The following is a 16670-nucleotide window of genomic DNA, read 5'->3' on the forward strand; positions in this document are numbered from 1 at the left end:
CATCCCATTTTTGCTCCCGACTATGACAGAAGATCCTAGAAACTATGCCCTGCTGATTGAATTCGATGGTGGATGTTTTTTCGGATACCAAAGCCAGAAACAATCTCCCACAGTTCAGGAAGAAATAGAGAAGGCTCTGGAAATCCTGCTGAAAAAACAAACTAGGATCTGGGGAGCAGGAAGAACAGATACTGGTGTTCACGCTAGAGGAATGATCGTAAATTTTAAGACGGACTCCCCTATTTCCAACCTGTCGAAGTTCCTACTAGGAATGAATGCACTCACCGACCGGGGTCTGGCAATTCATGAGATCACAGAAGTTCCCCTGAATTTTAATTCTCAATTTTCCTGTACTGCAAGAGAGTACGAATACCTTTTAGTGAATGCAAGGTTCCCGAGACCAGTTTGGAAAAACAGAGCATTCTGGTACCAACATCGGATTGACGTTTCCCGCTTAAGAGAAGAACTGGAACTACTAAAGGGAGAGCATGACTTTCGAAGCCTGGCAAAAGCCACTTCGATGCGGAACCGTAGGACAACTACTCGGGTCATTTATGATGCTTGCCTTATAGAAAGTGAAGAAGAGCCCGGACTTCTTCGTTTACGGATCAAGGCAAACGGTTTCCTCCATAATATGGTCCGGATCCTGACCGGAACACTTTTTGAAATAGCGATCGAGAAGCGCAAAGAGACGAATATATTGAAAATACTTTCTTCCAAAGATAGAACCATAGCAGGGATCACTCTCCCCCCTTACGGATTGTATTTTCTAAAAGCGTACTACGATTCTGTTCCAGAAATAGATCGTATGTACCAAAGCAGAAAAGAATTCGGCGGGGTTGCTAGATGAAAAAACTACTGCCAATCGCATTTTTACTTTTTCCTTGGGCGCAAGCATTCTCTGTACCGGACCAACCGGATAATAAAGCTGTAAAATATCAGGGAGAAAGACCTATTTCTCCTCTTATAGATTTCAGTAAGATAGGGAATAGTTTTAAAAATGGAGAATTGATCCTGGCACAAGCTGGTGGAAATCTTCCTTCTTCAGGACTTACGCATTCAGATAAAAAAGACAGCACCGATGATGAGGAATTAGAGGAAGAACTTCCTACATTCTACGATAACAGAAAACCTGAAATAGGCGCCTGGGTCGGAGCTTCTAACCCATTCCCTGGATCAGAGGCCCAAAAATATTTAGATACTACTTTGGGTGGTGGATTCTTCTATAGAGTTCCTTGGCCTTGGATCTTTTATGTAGAAGTGGGAGCTTCTTATTCTAACTATTTGTCCAGGTCAGAAAGAGCGCTTACCACAATCCCAGTTTATTCTGCACTCTGTTATAAACTTCCTTTCGAACTTCCAATCACATTCATGGTCAAGGCTGGATTCGGAGAAACCTATGTGGTTGCAAGACCCGCAAACACTTCCCGTTGGAACGATACTTTATACGCTGGATTTGAAGCCAGTTTCGTGGCAGGCAAGAAGATCCGGATCGGTATCCGACTGGATTATAATAAAATTTATGAGTCAGATTTAAATTCACCTGCGGAAACAAAGTATCCTTATGTAGGTCCTACTGTAGATCCAAGGTTGAATAACCCGTATTATTATAATAAAGTGGATACAGAATTTTTCCATTTCGGTTTAATGGTGAGCGTATTCTTATGATTTCGAAAGCAAATCGCCTTCTATGTCTTTCTTCCTTTTTATTAACATTCTTTTCAGATTGTAAGGTAGGACATTGGGAAGGAAACGCCACAGATAATCCAGTGGTAAGTACTCTTTTCAATAGCAGAATGTTACTTCTAATGAAAGGAACTTACGCGACTGACAGTCCTTTAGATTTTTCAGAATACAATAATGGAACTGGGGATGTTTACGAAGATCCTTCAGGAGATCCTACATTCAACCTGTCAGCTCTTCCTAAGATGGAAAATCTTCCCATCTATATTGATATAGGTGAGATACGTATTTCTTCCAAGTACCAAGACGGTCTAAACAATCTTTCTCAGATCAGAACTGTTGCAGCTGCAAAAGGTTTCTGGGATAATGTTGCTCCAAACAGAGAAGTGTATTGTACCCAGCCTTATACATTGAATGCAAACACCTGCCGGTCTCTAAACGGTGAATTCAAAATGGTCCAATTCTTAAATGGAGAAGGAGCCGAATTCCCTTCTAACGATCCTACTTCTGGAACGAATACAGGACTTGCAAGCCAGTACTATTATACAGGAACTTATGTTCGTTCCTTGGTTACTGGTTGGGGAAATTCTCCAGGTGTAGACCTTACCAAAGTAACCTTCTTTGATAACTACGGCGTTTATGGATTTAATATAGTTCCAAGACTAGCATATGCTGCTGGAACTACTGACAAATCAGGTTATCCATTAGTATTCCCGCTTCTCTATGCAGTACAAGCTGGAGAATCGGACATGGATTTTAAACCTGGATACGAACCTTATATTTTCGAAGTAAGAATGAACCTTAAGGAAAATTTAATGGTTCACTCTATCAAAGCTGCTGATGGAAGCACTGCTGCGACTCTAATCTCTATCAGTGATTGGAAAACAAAACATGCAGGTCAATCCGATATAGGCGGAGGGATCTTATCCAGATCCAGAACGATATATCCAAGTAACGCTTCTTCTTTAGCGATTACAGGCGGTTCTGGAAGTTTAACTCATTACTTTGCGGTTTTCAGAGAAGGTGAAACGGATATTCTTGAAAAACTTCCGTTAGCCGCGACACCAGCAAGAAATGGGATCTCAAAAATCAAATATATCAGTTCAGGAACTCATAAATTATACTGTCTTTCGGACACTTCTTATGTGGACGGTTTTCCGGATACAATTGTAGGAACTCCGCTCACATTTTCCGTCCCTGCGAACGGAAATATGAGCACCGTTTCTTTATCTTATTCTTGTCCTTAAACTTTTCCTAATATTTCTTCCTGTCTTCCCATAAGTCTGACAGAAAGTCTAGGTCCGATCTCTTGTACAATCCTGGATGCAACATAATTTCCCCATCTTGCTGCATTCTCAGGTGAAAATCCATGAGTCAGTCCGTAAAGTACACCTGCAGCAAAGCAGTCCCCTGCTCCAGTAGTATCTAATAAATTCTGAGCTGGAAATCCACCTATATGACTGATAGTTCCATTTACGGAAACGAATGCCCCATTTGATCCGTCTGTCATCATTACATTTTTACAAATGGAAGAGATAAATTTTAAGGCGTCTTCTTTGGATTCGACAGCAGCCAGTGCCTTTGCTTCTTCTGCATTACAAAAAACTAAATCACAATAATCTTTTGTAAGTTTTAGAAAATCCTCTCTGGAACGATTTACACAGAATGGATCGCTGAAAGTAAATGCTACTTTTACTCCCGCTTTTTTGGATTCTTCCATCGCAAGAAGGCAGGCTTCCTTTGTAGAAGGTCCGTCCCAAAGATATCCTTCTACATAACTATAAGAAGATGCCTTCAGTTTTTCCAGATCCAAATCTTGTTTGGTCAATGTAGAAGAAATCCCCAAGTGAGTGAGCATTGTTCTTTCTGCATCTGGAGTAGTTAGGATTACGCAGGTTCCGGTATGTCCTTCTTTAGAAGGAGGAACTTCGAATAAGATACCCGCCTTCTCCATGTCCTGTTTGTAAAATTCCCCGTAAGTGTCTTCAGTTACTTTTCCGGTATAAGTTCCAGTTCCGCCTGAATTTGCGAGCGCGATCATTGTATTAGCCGCGCTTCCACCTGATCTTAATTCTTTTTTATGTCCATCCAGAGCAGTAAGAACTCCACCCTGCACTTCTGCGTCCACCAGGGTCATAATTCCCTTGTTCCAGCCCATTTTTTGTAAAAAAGAATCTTCGGTAGGGATTAGAATATCCACAAGTGCATTCCCTATTCCGAATACGTCGTAATGTTTCATTTTTTCTCCGATATTAAATATTAATAAAACGTTATATTACTTTCTGGTCCATTCTATCAATTCCCAGCCATTCCAGGAGGTCTCATATACAAGTTTACCCCTGACTTGGGAAGATAGAAGTTCCAGAAATTCTTCTTTTCGTTCGGTGATCACACCGCTGAAAAGAAAATGATCCGTATGAAGTCCTGCGATCTTTTCCATATTCGCCTTTAAGACTGCGAATGTGATATTAGCAACGCATAGATCAAATTTTTCGGAAGATACTTGTGGATGATCGAATCCACCCTCTTCTACTACTAAAACCTGATCCGATATCCCGTTTTCATCTCTATTAAAAGTAGAAGAGCGAACTGCATTCGGATCGATATCCACTGCGATAATTTTAGATGCGTCTAATTTTGCTGCTGCGACAGATAAGATGCCTGAACCAGCGCCAATATCTGCAACCTTCTTCCCTTTCAGATCAATTGAGCCAAGTCTGGATAAAACCAAACGAGTGGTTTCATGATGTCCTGTTCCAAATGCAAGTCCAGGGTTGATATACACTGGGAGTGAATCTTTTTGTTCAGACTTTTTGTTTTTTTCCCAATCTTCTTTTTCCCAGGTAGGTACCACCCAGAAAACTCCGACTGAAAACGGTTTATAAAATTCTTTATAAGCTTCTTCGTATTCTTTTGTTTCTATCCATCTGGATTCTGCGAAAGAATCTTCTGGCGCTACTGTTCGCAGATAGATCCAAATTTTTGCTTCGGATTGAACATCATCCTCTGCAAGATACACCCTGATTGGAGTATTGTCTGAGATGATCTCTTCTCCAGGTTTTCTGGGTTCTTCTCTATCAAATAGGATCTCGTAATATCCTGCCACCTGCCATTCGTCCAAGTATGCGGAAAATTCTTCCGCAAAATCTTTCGGAATGGAAACTCTGATCTCTTTGTATTTCAACGGATTATCTCTGGAACCGATTGGGAATATTCTTCCTCGCGGGGGTTTTCTTTATGTATTTTATAGATTTTTTCTTCTTTCAAATACACTCTTCTGTCTTTCACGATCCAAACCCAGATCCCTACGAAGAGTGCAGTCGCTGCCCAATGCCCAAATCTTCCGACTGGGATCACAAAAAAGTCGAATAGTCCATGCTGAACTACGGCGAGCAAGAACCCGGAAAGAATATACCAATACTTTTCCGGAAATCGTTTTTGATTACTTTTGATCAGACAAAGTGCAAAACATAAATTAATGAGTAAATGTGCATTCGAAGATTTTAATGTTCTTAAAATAAAAGTATGGATCCTATCATCTTCTTTTGCAGTTAGAATATAATGATAATTTTCTATTCCGGCAAAACCTAAGGCTACGAATCCACCTACTAAAAATGTTTCCGGAAGAAATTCTTTCTTCTTCCAATCATAGGCCAATGTAAGAGATAATAAAACGATCAGAATAGATTTACACAATTCTTCCATCATTCCTGCTTTTACAAATGCAAGAAATGCTGTTTGAGATAGAATTGATTTCGCTACCTTTGCATTGATCTCTGTTTCAGGCCAAAGCAAAGCACTTGCTCTAAGTACTAACTCAGTGGAGATCCAGCCTAAAACTAATGCGAAGAATATTATAAAAAAGAAACGTTTTTCCCTGCCAGTATTTGGTTGGGTGTAGATGAGATAAAATCCCCAAGGAAAAATACTTGCGACTGCAAGAAGAATTACTTCCAAACTCATAATTCCTCCATATAACGGCCATCAAACATATTCACCAATTCTTGTTGTAAAGGTGTTGGCATTGCCTTAGCATCCAGTGGTCCATTCCAGAAAAGTTCAGTGACTCGGATATAACCTTTGGTTCCAGGAGGAGGCATCATAGGAGATAAATTTTCAATCAGTTCCAAAGTTCTTTGGTCTTGTTCTGGATATGAAGAGTTTTGTACAAGTTCCACATCCACAACGTCTCCATCCGGAGTAATCGTATAAGCTACAACGCATGAATAATTTCGAGGAGCACTTCTCCAATAATCCATAAAGGATTCAAAAGTTCTCATTTTTGCGGAGATATAATTGGAATAAGTAGGAGGAAGTTTTTTTCCTTTGATCCTCTTAACTTCTCCTTTTACTCTTCCCTCATCAGAAACTTTCTCTTCCGGGATTTTTTCACCTTGGGTATTATTCGGAGTATCCGTTCCAGTGATTACTCCACCATTCAATCCTTTCACTTCATCAGGAAGATTTGGATCTATAAAATAAAATTCAGCCTGATTCTCAGGAGTAAAATGATCTGTAGGACGAGATTTACTTTCTTTTTGGAAAGCAATAGTAGTAGGCATAAGTAAAATTAAACAGAGCACTATCAAGTGAACAAGAACGCTCAATCCCAGATTGTTTTCGAAACCTGGACTTAGACCCAACAGTGGTGTTTTAGAATGGAAAGTCCTTCGAAGCAACCAACCAGAAAAAACATTAATAGAAATTAATACAGTTAAGATCGCAGACCAAATCCAAAAGGAGGAAGCTACTTCAAAAAACTTTTTATCAGAAAGCCCAGGTTTTAAACCTAAACTTGCAAGAAAGCGGATCCCCAATGCAGGTTCCCACCAAGAAAAGAAGAACGTAGCAAATAATAATAATCCAAGAAGGTATACAAACAGGATAGGAAATCCTCTCCATAAACGTCCTGTATAGATATGACCCCAACCAGCTAAGATCACATCTCTTACTTTTGCATTCCTACGTTTTCTGGCAGAAGCAGGTGAATCCCCTTCTTCCTCCGCAAATGAATCTCTAGTCTGCCTTACAAACCATGCCCAAGGTTTACGGAATAAGAAGAAAGGTCTTTTGCCTGATAGAAGTTCTGCAAGTCCGATCGCAGTAAAAAAGAAAATCCAAACACTTTCTGAGAATACGGCGAATGTCGCCATCTTCGCCCGGAAGATATCAGAATAAGTTAAATAATGAGTAAACAGAATTAAACAGAATACTGTTAGAAAGATCAAGACCGGATTTAGAATAAGAGGTCTCGCATCATTCGGTTTTAATTCTTTCCGAATATGTCTTGCCTGCAGAAAAAATAACGTGAGGCCTAATAAGAACATCAGAGTTAAAACAAGGAAACCAAACGTACTCGGATCTTCAGAACTGAGCAGAACGAATGCTGAAAATACCTCTTCTGCTTTTGGAAAAATTAAAAATAGAATTTCTAAAGAGAATAAGAATAGTCCGAGGATTACTTGTAAAAATACGGAATGAAATGCTGGCCTAAGGACCCTAGGCTCTTTCGGAAATAGGAAGATGACTCCCAGAGGAAAAAAAACCCCGAACCCAATCATAGAAATGGGAGAGGTCCAAGAGAGAAAATTGATCCCCCAAAAGACTAGTTTTTCCTTCTGCGAAATTTCCTTTTTCATTCCGAATATCCTTGTCCATTGGACCCTGGCTTGTTCCGGAAGCAAACAAGAATTGAAGGAATTCCTACGAATTTAATACTTTATCACGAATCCCATTCGAGAATCCTTGGACCTATGGAGAAAAAAGAAACCCTAGATTCCTCTCTCAAGGATATTGTATCCGTTTGTAAAAGAAGAGGATTTGTTTATCCCGGATCCGAAATTTACGGAGGACTTTCCAATACCTTCGACTACGGCCCTTACGGAGCCGAACTTCTCCATAATTTAAAAAGACTCTGGTGGAAACATTTTGTCCACTTGAGAGAAGACGTTGTCGGACTCGATTCTTCTATCCTTCTCAATCCAAAAGTATGGGAGGCATCCGGACATGTTTCTAATTTTACCGATCCACTCATCGATTGCAAAAATTGTAAAACTCGTATCAGAGCGGACAAATTTTTGGAAGATCAAAAAGGAGAAGGAGCCGCAACAGGACTGAACCTTGAAAAAATGAACGAGGTCATCAAAGCAGGAAACTTTGCCTGCCCAAATTGTGGTAATAGAGGAACATTCACTGAAGCAAGAGACTTCAACTTAATGTTCAAAACTTCTCATGGAGCTTCCGCAGAAGATTCACAAGATATTTATCTTCGTCCGGAAACAGCCCAAGGTATTTTTATCAATTTTAAGAACGTTATCTCTACAACCAGGAACAAGATCCCATTTGGGATAGCTCAAATCGGTAAATCATTCCGTAATGAGATCATGGCGAGACAGTTCGTATTCCGCACCAGAGAATTCGAACAGATGGAGATGGAATTTTTCTGCGAACCAGGAACTCAAAAAGAATGGTTCTCTCATTGGGTGGATTATTGTGTTAAGTTCTTAACAGACCATCTTGGATTAAAAAAAGAAAATCTAAAGATCAGAGAGCATGACAAGGAAGAACTTTCTTTTTATAGCGAAGCCACTTCAGATATCGAATACAAATATGGATTCGGATGGGGAGAACTTTGGGGTATCGCTTCCAGAACTGATTATGATCTTTCTCAACATGAAAAATTCTCCGGAGAAGATCTGAAATACCAAGACCAGGCTGCCAATAAAAAGTATGTGCCTTATGTGGTAGAACCTGCACTCGGCTTAAATAGATTATTCTTAGCCGTTGTTTCGGACGCTTACGCAGAAGAAAAACTGGCGGATGGAGAAACAAGAACAGTTCTTCGTTTTGCTCCTCAGGTAGCTCCTGTTAAGATCGGGATCTTTCCCCTAATGAAAAAAGACGGACTTCCTGAACTTGCAAAATCAATTTATGCAAATCTATCTTCTTTAGGTAATTTAGAATACGACGAAGGCGGCGCTATCGGAAAAAGATACCGCAGACAGGACGAGATCGGAACTCCTTATTGTATTACAGTAGATTATGATTCTTTAACAGATAAATCTGTTACGGTAAGAGAAAGAGATAGTATGTCCCAAGAAAGAATCTCTATCGATTCTTTGAAGTCGTACTTTGCGAATAAGATTCTTTAATCAAGGATTGTAGTTTCGAATATCGTCTCTACATTCCTGTCCGAGAATTAAAGGACTAGATGGGCTGAAAGTTTCGACCTTGGTGTCGCTTAAGGCCCAGAACATTCCGCAAGTTTCATTCGTACAATGATTTCCATGTTCTTTGTCTTGGTGAGAAGAATATAATGGGATCCCTGCGTTCACAAGGCCGAGTGCATGTCCAAGCTCATGTGTCACTGTCATTTGCTCAGCCTTCTCCGCTTTATCTACAGAAATGCCAGAGTTAAATTGATCTATCATATCCTTGAATACAAAGATTACTGGAGGGCCAATTCCTAAAGCTCCTGAAATTGTAACTGCGATTACACCTGGTGCATCCGCAAGCGCCCCTCTTACAAACATAATAAAGAAACTAGTAGATTGAAAATCAGAAGACTTCTTTCGGTATCTAGGTACCAGATCCAAAAGTTGGTTCACACTCCAAGTTGATCTATTTTGGTTCGGGATCTGATTCATCTCCGAAAGATCAGTAGGCACAGTGACAGCTACAGAGTAGCCTCTGTCCGCAAAAACATCCTGTAAATTACTATCAGTTACACTCCAAACACTGGAACCACCAATTGTATAATTTCCTGTAAAAGGTTCTGCATCTGTTTCATACCCAATCTCCAAATCAAGAGATCTTACTGTAGAAAAATAAACGGAAGAACGATCTGGATCCGTAAGAACTAGATAATCTAAAGTAATATATCCCAAAACTGCAGGCGGTAGTTCAGATTTACCGTTTTCACATTTGATAAATAAGAAGAAGGATAGAATTAAAAGTGCTCGAAAGATCATTTTGCCTTCGTATTGATAACAACCAGAATCGTTTCTTTTTTTTATATATTTGCAAAAAGAAGAGAAACTTCTCTTCTCCAAGATAAAAAATACTCCACAAACTCTGGTCATTTGCAAAGTTTTATTTTAATGTCTGAGAAACTTTTGGAGATAAAACCTGTCCTCCCCCAAAATAGGGAGGCCGCGATTGAATTGGTAAATCAATTTTTTAGAATGGTGAATAAACTCCCATTAGATGGAATATTCAAGATCCGTCCTAGAGCCGCTGCCAAAATGGTGGATATCTACTTAAAACTCAGAGCCACAGACAAAGTATTATTTATAGGTGGCTTCATCGGAGAAGAACTTGTTTCACTCTTAATCGCAAGAGTGGAAGAAAAACCATATCTCATCGAGGAGAAAAACTTATTCATAGACCTGGCCATTACTAAACAAGGTAAAAGAAAGTCAGGTTATATGAAACCACTTGTGGATGAAACGTTTCGGTATGCAAAAGAAAAAGGTATCTTAGCTGTAGAATTAAGAGCAATTTCTGAAAACGAAGGTGCGGTAGAATTCTGGAAGAAGATGGGATTTGATCCGTTCTATGTGAGATTTAGAAAGTCTGTGTAGGAACTCCTACATCGGCAAAGATCGCCCCCACCCTGCATTGGGTTTGGGGGGAGTGGCTCGTGGGAGCGCGCCTCCTCTATATCACAAAATCCGTCCTCTGTCAACATCCTCTTCCTATTCAAATCTATGTTGGAATTCCAACATAAAACAAAAAAGGGACCCTTTCGGATCCCTTTTTTACTATTAGAATTTTAGAAAATTCTTATTGGAACAAGCGAAGAAGTAATCCGCCGTGTTGAACGAAGAATTCAGCAAATACTAAGCTTGTAATCGCCATCAATTTAATCAAAATATTGATAGAAGGACCGGAAGTATCTTTTAAAGGATCTCCTACGGTATCTCCTACAACTGCAGCTTTGTGTTGGTCAGAACCTTTTCCACCAGCAGCTTTTTCGATATATTTTTTAGCGTTGTCCCAACCACCACCTGAGTTTGCAGAAGAGATTGCAAGAACCACACCCGCTACCAATGCTCCAGCTAAAACACCAGATAAAGATTTAATTCCGAATAAGTAACCTACTACGATCGGAGTTAAAAGAACTAAAAGTCCCGGAAGGATCATTTCTCTTAAAGCTGCAGTGGTGGAAATATCCACGCATCTTTTGTAATCAGGTTTTGCTTTTCCTTCCATGATCCCAGGAATCTCACGGAATTGTTTTCTAACTTCTTCTACCATGTCTACAGCAGCTTTACCTACTGATTTCATAGTCATTGCAGTGAAAACGAATGGAAGCATAGCTCCGAAAAGTAATCCGCCAAAAACTTCTGCATCTAAGATGTCCAGACCAGTAGTCTTGGTTCTTGTGATGAATGCAGCAAATAATGCCAAGGAAGTTAAAGCAGCAGAACCAATCGCAAATCCTTTTCCGATTGCAGCAGTAGTGTTACCAGCAGCATCCAAGGTATCTGTACGATTACGAACTTCTTTTCCGAGTTCTGCCATCTCAGCGATACCACCCGCGTTATCCGAAACCGGACCGTAAGCGTCGATAGTTAGACCGATTGCGATAGTGGAGATCATTCCAAGAGCAGCAATTGCGATCCCATACATTCCCGCCAAAATATTAGCAGTAACGATTGTGATAACAAGAAGGATCACAGGAACCACAGAACTCTGGTAACCTAATGCGAGTCCGTAAATAATGTTTGTAGCAGCCCCAGTTTTAGAAGCGTCTACAACTTCTCTTACAGGCTTATAAGAATGAGAAGTATAATACTCAGTGATCAAACCGATGAACATTCCAGAGAACAAACCAACGATCAATGAGATGTAAACATTCCATTTACCAATTGTTTTTCCAGCGATCTCGAAAGAATCCACCATGTATTTATCAGTTACAAAATACATGATCGCACCAACGATCAGAGTAGAAACCCAAAGTTGGATCTTTAGGACCTTCTCCACATTTCCTCCTTCTTTCACAGAAGCGATGAAGGAAGTTAAAAGAGAAGCAGGGATCCCGAAAGCGGAGATCAAAAGTGGATATAAAAGAGCGTCAGTATTTCCAGAAAGAGCAGTTGCAGTTGCGCCGATCACAAGAGCAGCACAAGTTGCCTCAGCACAGGAACCGAAAAGGTCAGCACCCATACCAGCAACGTCACCTACGTTATCTCCCACGTTATCAGCAATAGTCGCAGGATTTCTAGGATCATCCTCAGGAATTCCTTTCTCTACTTTACCTACTAAGTCAGCACCAACATCAGCAGCTTTGGTGTAAATCCCGCCGCCCACTCTTCCGAAAAGAGCCACAGCAGAACCACCCAGACCGAAACCAGCCAGAGCTTCCATTAGGAAAAGAGTTCCTACGTTTTGGAATAAATGAGTATAAAGTTGGAAAAGCCCGATCATACCGGAAACAGCAAGACCAACCAGACCAAATCCCATAACCGCGCCAGAATCAAAAGCGACTCTGAAAGCCTTGGTCATGGAAGTTTTAGCTGCTTGAGCAGTACGAACGTTTCCGATGGTCGCAATCTTCATTCCGATAAAACCCGAAAGGCAGGAGATAAGCGCTCCTGATACGAAAGCGATCGCAGTAAACAACCCGTCGTTAAAATCCGGAGTTTCCGGATTGTCCAAAAGGAAGAAGATCAGAACTGCCATAAAGGCGATAAAAAGAGAAATGGTCTTGTATTCTCTTATGAGAAAAGCCATAGCTCCTTCGGAGATTGCGGAAGAAATTTCGATTAATTTCTTGGATTCTTGGTCTTTTCCGCCCTCAGTTCCGATTTGGATCCTGGTGACCTTTAATGCGTAAACTACGGCGGTCAAAATAGCCAGGACGGCAAAAGCCAGAATAATGGTTACCGAATTCATTCAGGGAAACCTCTTGTTTTTTTTTAAAATTTCCGATGGATTAAAAAGATGGGACCTGTGTGTGCCAAAGCTAAGGAGAAGACCGAAGAGGGCTACCACTGATGAGACGTACACTTTCCATTTGGTTCTTTTTAGTTATTTGCACTATAAAATCGGTCCTGGCCTTGAGTTCAACCTTTTCTTGGGAAGAGCTGATCCAGCAGGCAGCGGAAGAAGCTTTACGAGGCAGATACCAACAAGCGTTAGAAAAATTACAGATCGCTGACGAAACAGGAGAGCCCAGAGACTTCCGTTATTATTGGATTTTAGGAAAATCCCAAAAAGGAAAGGGAGAAGAATTAGAAGCCCTTAAATCTTACGAAACAAGCCTTCGATTAAATCCGGACCAAACCAAATTATTGGAAGAAATGACGGATTTGTATGATTCACTCAGATTTCCAGATAAGGCACTTAACACCGCTCGGGTAATTTTATCCAGAGATCCAGAGAATAGAAATCTCAGATACAAGGCATTACTTTGGTCTTCTCGGATCGGAGATATTGAATATTATAAAGCTACTTTAAAAGAATTGGAATCTTCCAATCCATACTTAGCGGAAGAACAAGCTCTATTAGATGAGATCTCAGGTTTCCAAAAATCAGGAAAAATAGAAGATTCCATCGCAAGATGTAAAAGATTCCTCCCCTTCTTTCCCAGAAATAAAAATCTACATAGACTTTGTATCTTATCTTATAAATCCAAAGATCCTAATTTATATGAAGAAGGATTACTACAAAGAGCAAATATCTTTAGGGAAGAACCAATCTTTCATCATATCTTAAGTATGGAATATTTGGACCAGAGACGATTTGTGGAATCCGCAAGCCTAGCGAGAAGAGGACTTTTACTTTCTCTCAGAAAAAATCTTTTTCCAGATAAAGATTACCTTCTTCCTTTAAGAAGATATTATATACAAATTGGATCCGACTCTGGAGTTTTAGGAACAGAACTTTTAGAAGAGATTATTCGCACAAAAAAAAGTCCAAGCGTAGAAGAATGGAACGTACTACTCAAACATTCTTCTTACAGTTGGGAGGTATTGGCATTTGCACTCAGATCTGTAGCAGAAACAGAACCAGAAGAATCTGCTCTTATCATCTCCAAAGAATGGAAGGACATGTATAAAAATCTAAAAGTTTTAGAACTGGAGAAGGACCTTTCCAGATATGCAGGGCCTTATAGTTTAGACAAAACTTTTCAATTCTATTTAGAAACAGGTTATTCTCTCGCAGAAACGGAATAAGTTTTGGAATAAAATCCTTGCCTCTCCAACCAGTACATTTTCAATTATTTTCGTACTGAGAAAGACACATAACTTACATGAGAGAATTTATATTCATCCAAACGATCCTTCTTTTTTTATCAAATTGTATCATTAGCTACACAGACTTTCCTAAGAAGGAAAAACCTAATAATGGAATGATCTATTTCAGTATAGAAGATCCTAAAGATTGGAATCCTCACGAAAGAAGAAAAGAATTTCTAAAAAGAGGCTGGAAAGAATTAGAATTAGATCGCTCTCCACAAAAAGAGAAAGATCGTATCCATTTTTTGATCAGCAGATTTCCAGGTTTAAGTAGATCTGAATCTGATGTAAGACGTGCCCTCGCCGAAAAAGGTTGGAAAGAAATAGAAAATTATCCTCCTGAAAAAGGATATTATATTGATATGAAGTCTTCTCAAAAAGATCCTTCCTTGACTGCGATGATCTTTTTGTATCTATCCTATGCCAGTTTCACGATCTTACCTTCTTATAGCGGAAAAGACGGTGCAAATATTACATTTACCGTATATAAAGATAATTCTGTTTTAAAAACCTTCGAATATGAGATTACTAGAAAAGTATTCGTTTGGATACTCACACTGCCAGTTCTTTGGTTAAATTACATGTATCCTACAGAAGCAGAAGCATACCAAGCAGTGATAGACCAATTCGAGTCTGATCTATATTCTTCTAAACTATAATATTAAGGTGCAGGTGCCTTAGGGTCCAAAAGATATTCTATCATAGCAAGTATCCTTTCAGGAGGCATAGGCCTTGTAAAATAGTGATCATTTCGAAAAGAAGGATATACCAGGCTCCCAGGATGAATAGAATCTGATAAAAGAATGATTCCGTCGTTCGGACCGTAATTCATTAAGAAATTATAATATGGACGCGCCCTTTCCGTAACATGACGAAAAAGAGGAACCCCCACTAAATTGATCATCTTGATCCCATTGGGAAGTTTCCAATCTCTATCTAAAGGAGCATCTTCTCCCTTTCGGATAGATAAAAACCCATCCCAGTCATATCCTTTGAAGAAAAAATAACTCCTTACTTCTAGTTTGGTCCAAAAATCGTTCAGGATCCCTTCTATCATTCTGGAACCTTTTAAGATCCCACCTATACTATACCAGCCCTTGACTTTTTTAAAATAAGACTCATTTCCACATCTTTCGATTGCCATCCTAAAATCGGAAGAACCCTTACTAGGAGAAGCGACTATAACTGTTTCTTCTGGATTCGAAACCTCTAAGTATTCGCAGATAATCTTTGCATTTTCACGCACATCGCCAACTTGGCCTATAGGAATTAGATCGGAACGGATCCCTACAGAAGCCACCATCTTACGAATAGAAGCTCCATCCGCTCCTACACTTGGATTATCCGCATAGAACATTCCAGGGACCATTGCAAGTACGATCTTTTTGGAAGAAAAGTCAGGACGTTTTTTAGAAAATTCCTGCTCCTTCTTATCCAAATATTCAAGAAACTTTTTATTCTTTGGATCATTGATAATCCTATGATAAAAAATTGCGGCACCCTTATCTATATCCTCAGTCTCTTCTGAAACTTTTAAAAGATTTTCTTCCGTTAATTTATCTAATGAGTTTAATTCAGGATAAGATTTAGAAGCCCAATCCAAGTAAGCCTTCTCATCCTCGCAAAGATTTTTAACTCTATATGCAGGAGTATCACAGGAAACTTTTTTCATTTCAGGAGTTGTATCAGAAACCTTCAGGTCCCCATCTGCTCTTCCACTACAAAAGTTAGAAAAAAGAAATATAAAAAATAATAAGGATATATTAGAACACCAGCGTAGCATATTTTTGGGTTTCATCTAAGAAGGAAATACGAGAGGAGAAAATTAAGGAAATAGAAAAAAGGTCGTGCAAAATTAAAATTTACACGACCCTTAAAAACCGTTTCCAAAAAAGATCAGAAGATGATCAAATCGGAAACACCGATAGTTTTGTTCGTTATAAACGAACTAGGAGATAATTAATCTCCGTAAGCTATCGTACAGTTGGAAACGTAAACGGATCCAAGAACGTTAGATCTGTTGAAATCAATGGACTTAACCACTTTGATCCCGCCTTTTTTAGCAGCAGCTTTAATACCTGCGTCTCCTGTTGCGATCAGGCTTAAAATAGAAGATGCACAAGCTTCTCCTGATTTTTCACCGATTCCGTCTTTTTGAGAGTTGTCTCTGTTGAAGATGGTCGCGTTGTCGGTTACGTTAGTGTATAATGATCCGTAAACGAAAGGTATACAATTGGTTAAAGAAACCAATACTAACGCTGTAGCCAATAACATGATTTTTCTCATCGAATCTATCTCCGTGACTATATTACTTTTTGTTTATTTTCGCTTAGTTTTGCGTGATGATTTGGATCCGAAAATTTTTCGGGAAGAAGTAAAAGCATAAAAAGGAAACATCTTACCTTCTTTGAAAAGTTTTAAGAAGGTAAAAACTCAAGAGAGGATCATCTTTTTGAAAAGATTCGAGTCAAGATTTAAAAAAAGAAAAATAACAAAAAAACTACAAATACAGTATTTCGAATAGGAGACAAAAATCATATTTAAAAGTTTTATTCGAACTATCTGCAAATGCGGACGGAAGTTAGAAAAAAATTTTCCGATTATCCGCGATTTTGCGAGCAAACAAACCTCATAGCAAAAAATTCTTTCCAAAGGAGAGAACTTTTCCGTTATCACGAAGGCGAATGTTATGTTTTCTTTAATTCTGGTTGACATCTTCTTTTCTTAGGAATTTTATATTTT

The 16670-nt window shown here is 39.3% G+C and carries 15 protein-coding genes; 7 read left to right on the forward strand and 8 right to left on the reverse strand.

Features of this window, described 5'->3' with window-relative positions; genetic code table 11:
- Nucleotides 1-22: 22 nt before the first annotated feature.
- Genes truA through EHQ52_RS03520 form a run of 3 tightly spaced genes read left to right on the forward strand, consistent with a single transcriptional unit; the run spans nt 23 to nt 2930 of the window.
- Nucleotides 23-850 carry a tRNA pseudouridine(38-40) synthase TruA gene (gene truA, locus EHQ52_RS03510; protein ID WP_135613881.1) on the forward strand — a complete coding sequence of 276 codons (828 nt, stop codon included), beginning with the start codon at nt 23-25 and terminating at the stop codon, nt 848-850.
- Nucleotides 847-1668, forward strand: coding sequence for a hypothetical protein (locus tag EHQ52_RS03515; RefSeq protein WP_135613882.1), 822 nt, complete (start codon nt 847-849; stop codon nt 1666-1668). Before truA ends, EHQ52_RS03515 begins: the two co-directional genes overlap by 4 nt.
- Nucleotides 1665-2930 carry an LIC11270 family surface protein gene (locus tag EHQ52_RS03520; protein ID WP_135613883.1) on the forward strand — a complete coding sequence of 422 codons (1266 nt, stop codon included), beginning with the start codon at nt 1665-1667 and terminating at the stop codon, nt 2928-2930. The genes EHQ52_RS03515 and EHQ52_RS03520 overlap by 4 nt, the downstream gene beginning before the upstream one ends.
- Here the strand turns inward: EHQ52_RS03520 and EHQ52_RS03525 are convergent.
- The 4 genes from EHQ52_RS03525 to EHQ52_RS03540 are packed head-to-tail and all read right to left on the reverse strand — an operon-like array spanning nt 2927 to nt 7322.
- Nucleotides 2927-3922 carry an adenosine kinase gene (locus EHQ52_RS03525; protein WP_135613884.1) on the reverse strand — a complete coding sequence of 332 codons (996 nt, stop codon included), beginning with the start codon at nt 3920-3922 and terminating at the stop codon, nt 2927-2929. The two genes, EHQ52_RS03520 and EHQ52_RS03525, sit on opposite strands and share 4 nt — an antisense overlap.
- Before the next feature lie 36 nt (nt 3923-3958).
- Nucleotides 3959-4867, reverse strand: coding sequence for a 50S ribosomal protein L11 methyltransferase (locus EHQ52_RS03530; RefSeq protein WP_135613885.1), 909 nt, complete (start codon nt 4865-4867; stop codon nt 3959-3961).
- Nucleotides 4864-5646, reverse strand: coding sequence for a PrsW family glutamic-type intramembrane protease (locus tag EHQ52_RS03535; RefSeq protein WP_135613886.1), 783 nt, complete (start codon nt 5644-5646; stop codon nt 4864-4866). Before EHQ52_RS03535 ends, EHQ52_RS03530 begins: the two co-directional genes overlap by 4 nt.
- Nucleotides 5643-7322, reverse strand: a complete 1680-nt coding sequence (locus tag EHQ52_RS03540) for a TonB C-terminal domain-containing protein (protein WP_135613887.1) — start codon at nt 7320-7322, stop codon at nt 5643-5645. The genes EHQ52_RS03535 and EHQ52_RS03540 overlap by 4 nt, the downstream gene beginning before the upstream one ends.
- A gap of 114 nt (nt 7323-7436) precedes the next feature.
- Here EHQ52_RS03540 and EHQ52_RS03545 point away from each other — a divergent pair, with 114 nt between their 5' ends.
- On the forward strand, nt 7437-8834 hold the full coding sequence (locus EHQ52_RS03545) for a glycine--tRNA ligase (protein WP_135613888.1): 1398 nt from the start codon (nt 7437-7439) through the stop codon (nt 8832-8834).
- Here EHQ52_RS03545 and EHQ52_RS03550 read toward each other — a convergent pair whose 3' ends face one another.
- Nucleotides 8835-9653, reverse strand: a complete 819-nt coding sequence (locus EHQ52_RS03550) for a hypothetical protein (protein WP_135613889.1) — start codon at nt 9651-9653, stop codon at nt 8835-8837.
- A 129-nt stretch (nt 9654-9782) separates the two neighbouring features.
- Between EHQ52_RS03550 and EHQ52_RS03555 the strand changes: the two genes are divergently transcribed.
- Complete coding sequence (locus EHQ52_RS03555; protein WP_167492173.1) at nt 9783-10265, forward strand: GNAT family N-acetyltransferase; 483 nt, start codon at nt 9783-9785, stop codon at nt 10263-10265.
- A 202-nt stretch (nt 10266-10467) separates the two neighbouring features.
- On the opposite strand, the gene EHQ52_RS03560 is transcribed toward EHQ52_RS03555, so the two are convergent.
- Entirely contained in the window at nt 10468-12582 is a 2115-nt protein-coding gene (locus EHQ52_RS03560; RefSeq protein ID WP_086449276.1) for a sodium-translocating pyrophosphatase, read from the reverse strand.
- A gap of 101 nt (nt 12583-12683) precedes the next feature.
- Between EHQ52_RS03560 and EHQ52_RS03565 the strand changes: the two genes are divergently transcribed.
- Nucleotides 12684-13865, forward strand: a complete 1182-nt coding sequence (locus EHQ52_RS03565) for a tetratricopeptide repeat protein (protein WP_135613890.1) — start codon at nt 12684-12686, stop codon at nt 13863-13865.
- Nucleotides 13866-13942: 77 nt separating this feature from the next.
- Nucleotides 13943-14587 (forward strand): LIC12231 family lipoprotein, encoded by a 645-nt coding sequence (locus EHQ52_RS03570; RefSeq protein WP_135613891.1) that lies wholly within the window; start codon nt 13943-13945, stop codon nt 14585-14587.
- A 2-nt stretch (nt 14588-14589) separates the two neighbouring features.
- Here the strand turns inward: EHQ52_RS03570 and EHQ52_RS03575 are convergent, their stop codons facing one another.
- Together EHQ52_RS03575 and EHQ52_RS03580 are read right to left on the reverse strand one after the other, a co-directional pair.
- The gene (locus EHQ52_RS03575) at nt 14590-15726 is read right to left on the reverse strand and encodes a hypothetical protein (RefSeq protein WP_208653442.1); all 1137 of its coding nucleotides are present in this window, start codon (nt 15724-15726) and stop codon (nt 14590-14592) included.
- A 161-nt stretch (nt 15727-15887) separates the two neighbouring features.
- On the reverse strand, nt 15888-16214 hold the full coding sequence (locus EHQ52_RS03580) for a TRL domain-containing protein (RefSeq protein ID WP_135613892.1): 327 nt from the start codon (nt 16212-16214) through the stop codon (nt 15888-15890).
- Nucleotides 16215-16670 lie beyond the last annotated feature (456 nt).

Origin of the sequence: Leptospira koniambonensis (genome assembly GCF_004769555.1) — a bacterium.
In the GTDB taxonomy this organism is placed as follows: Bacteria; Spirochaetota; Leptospiria; order Leptospirales; family Leptospiraceae; genus Leptospira_B; species Leptospira_B koniambonensis.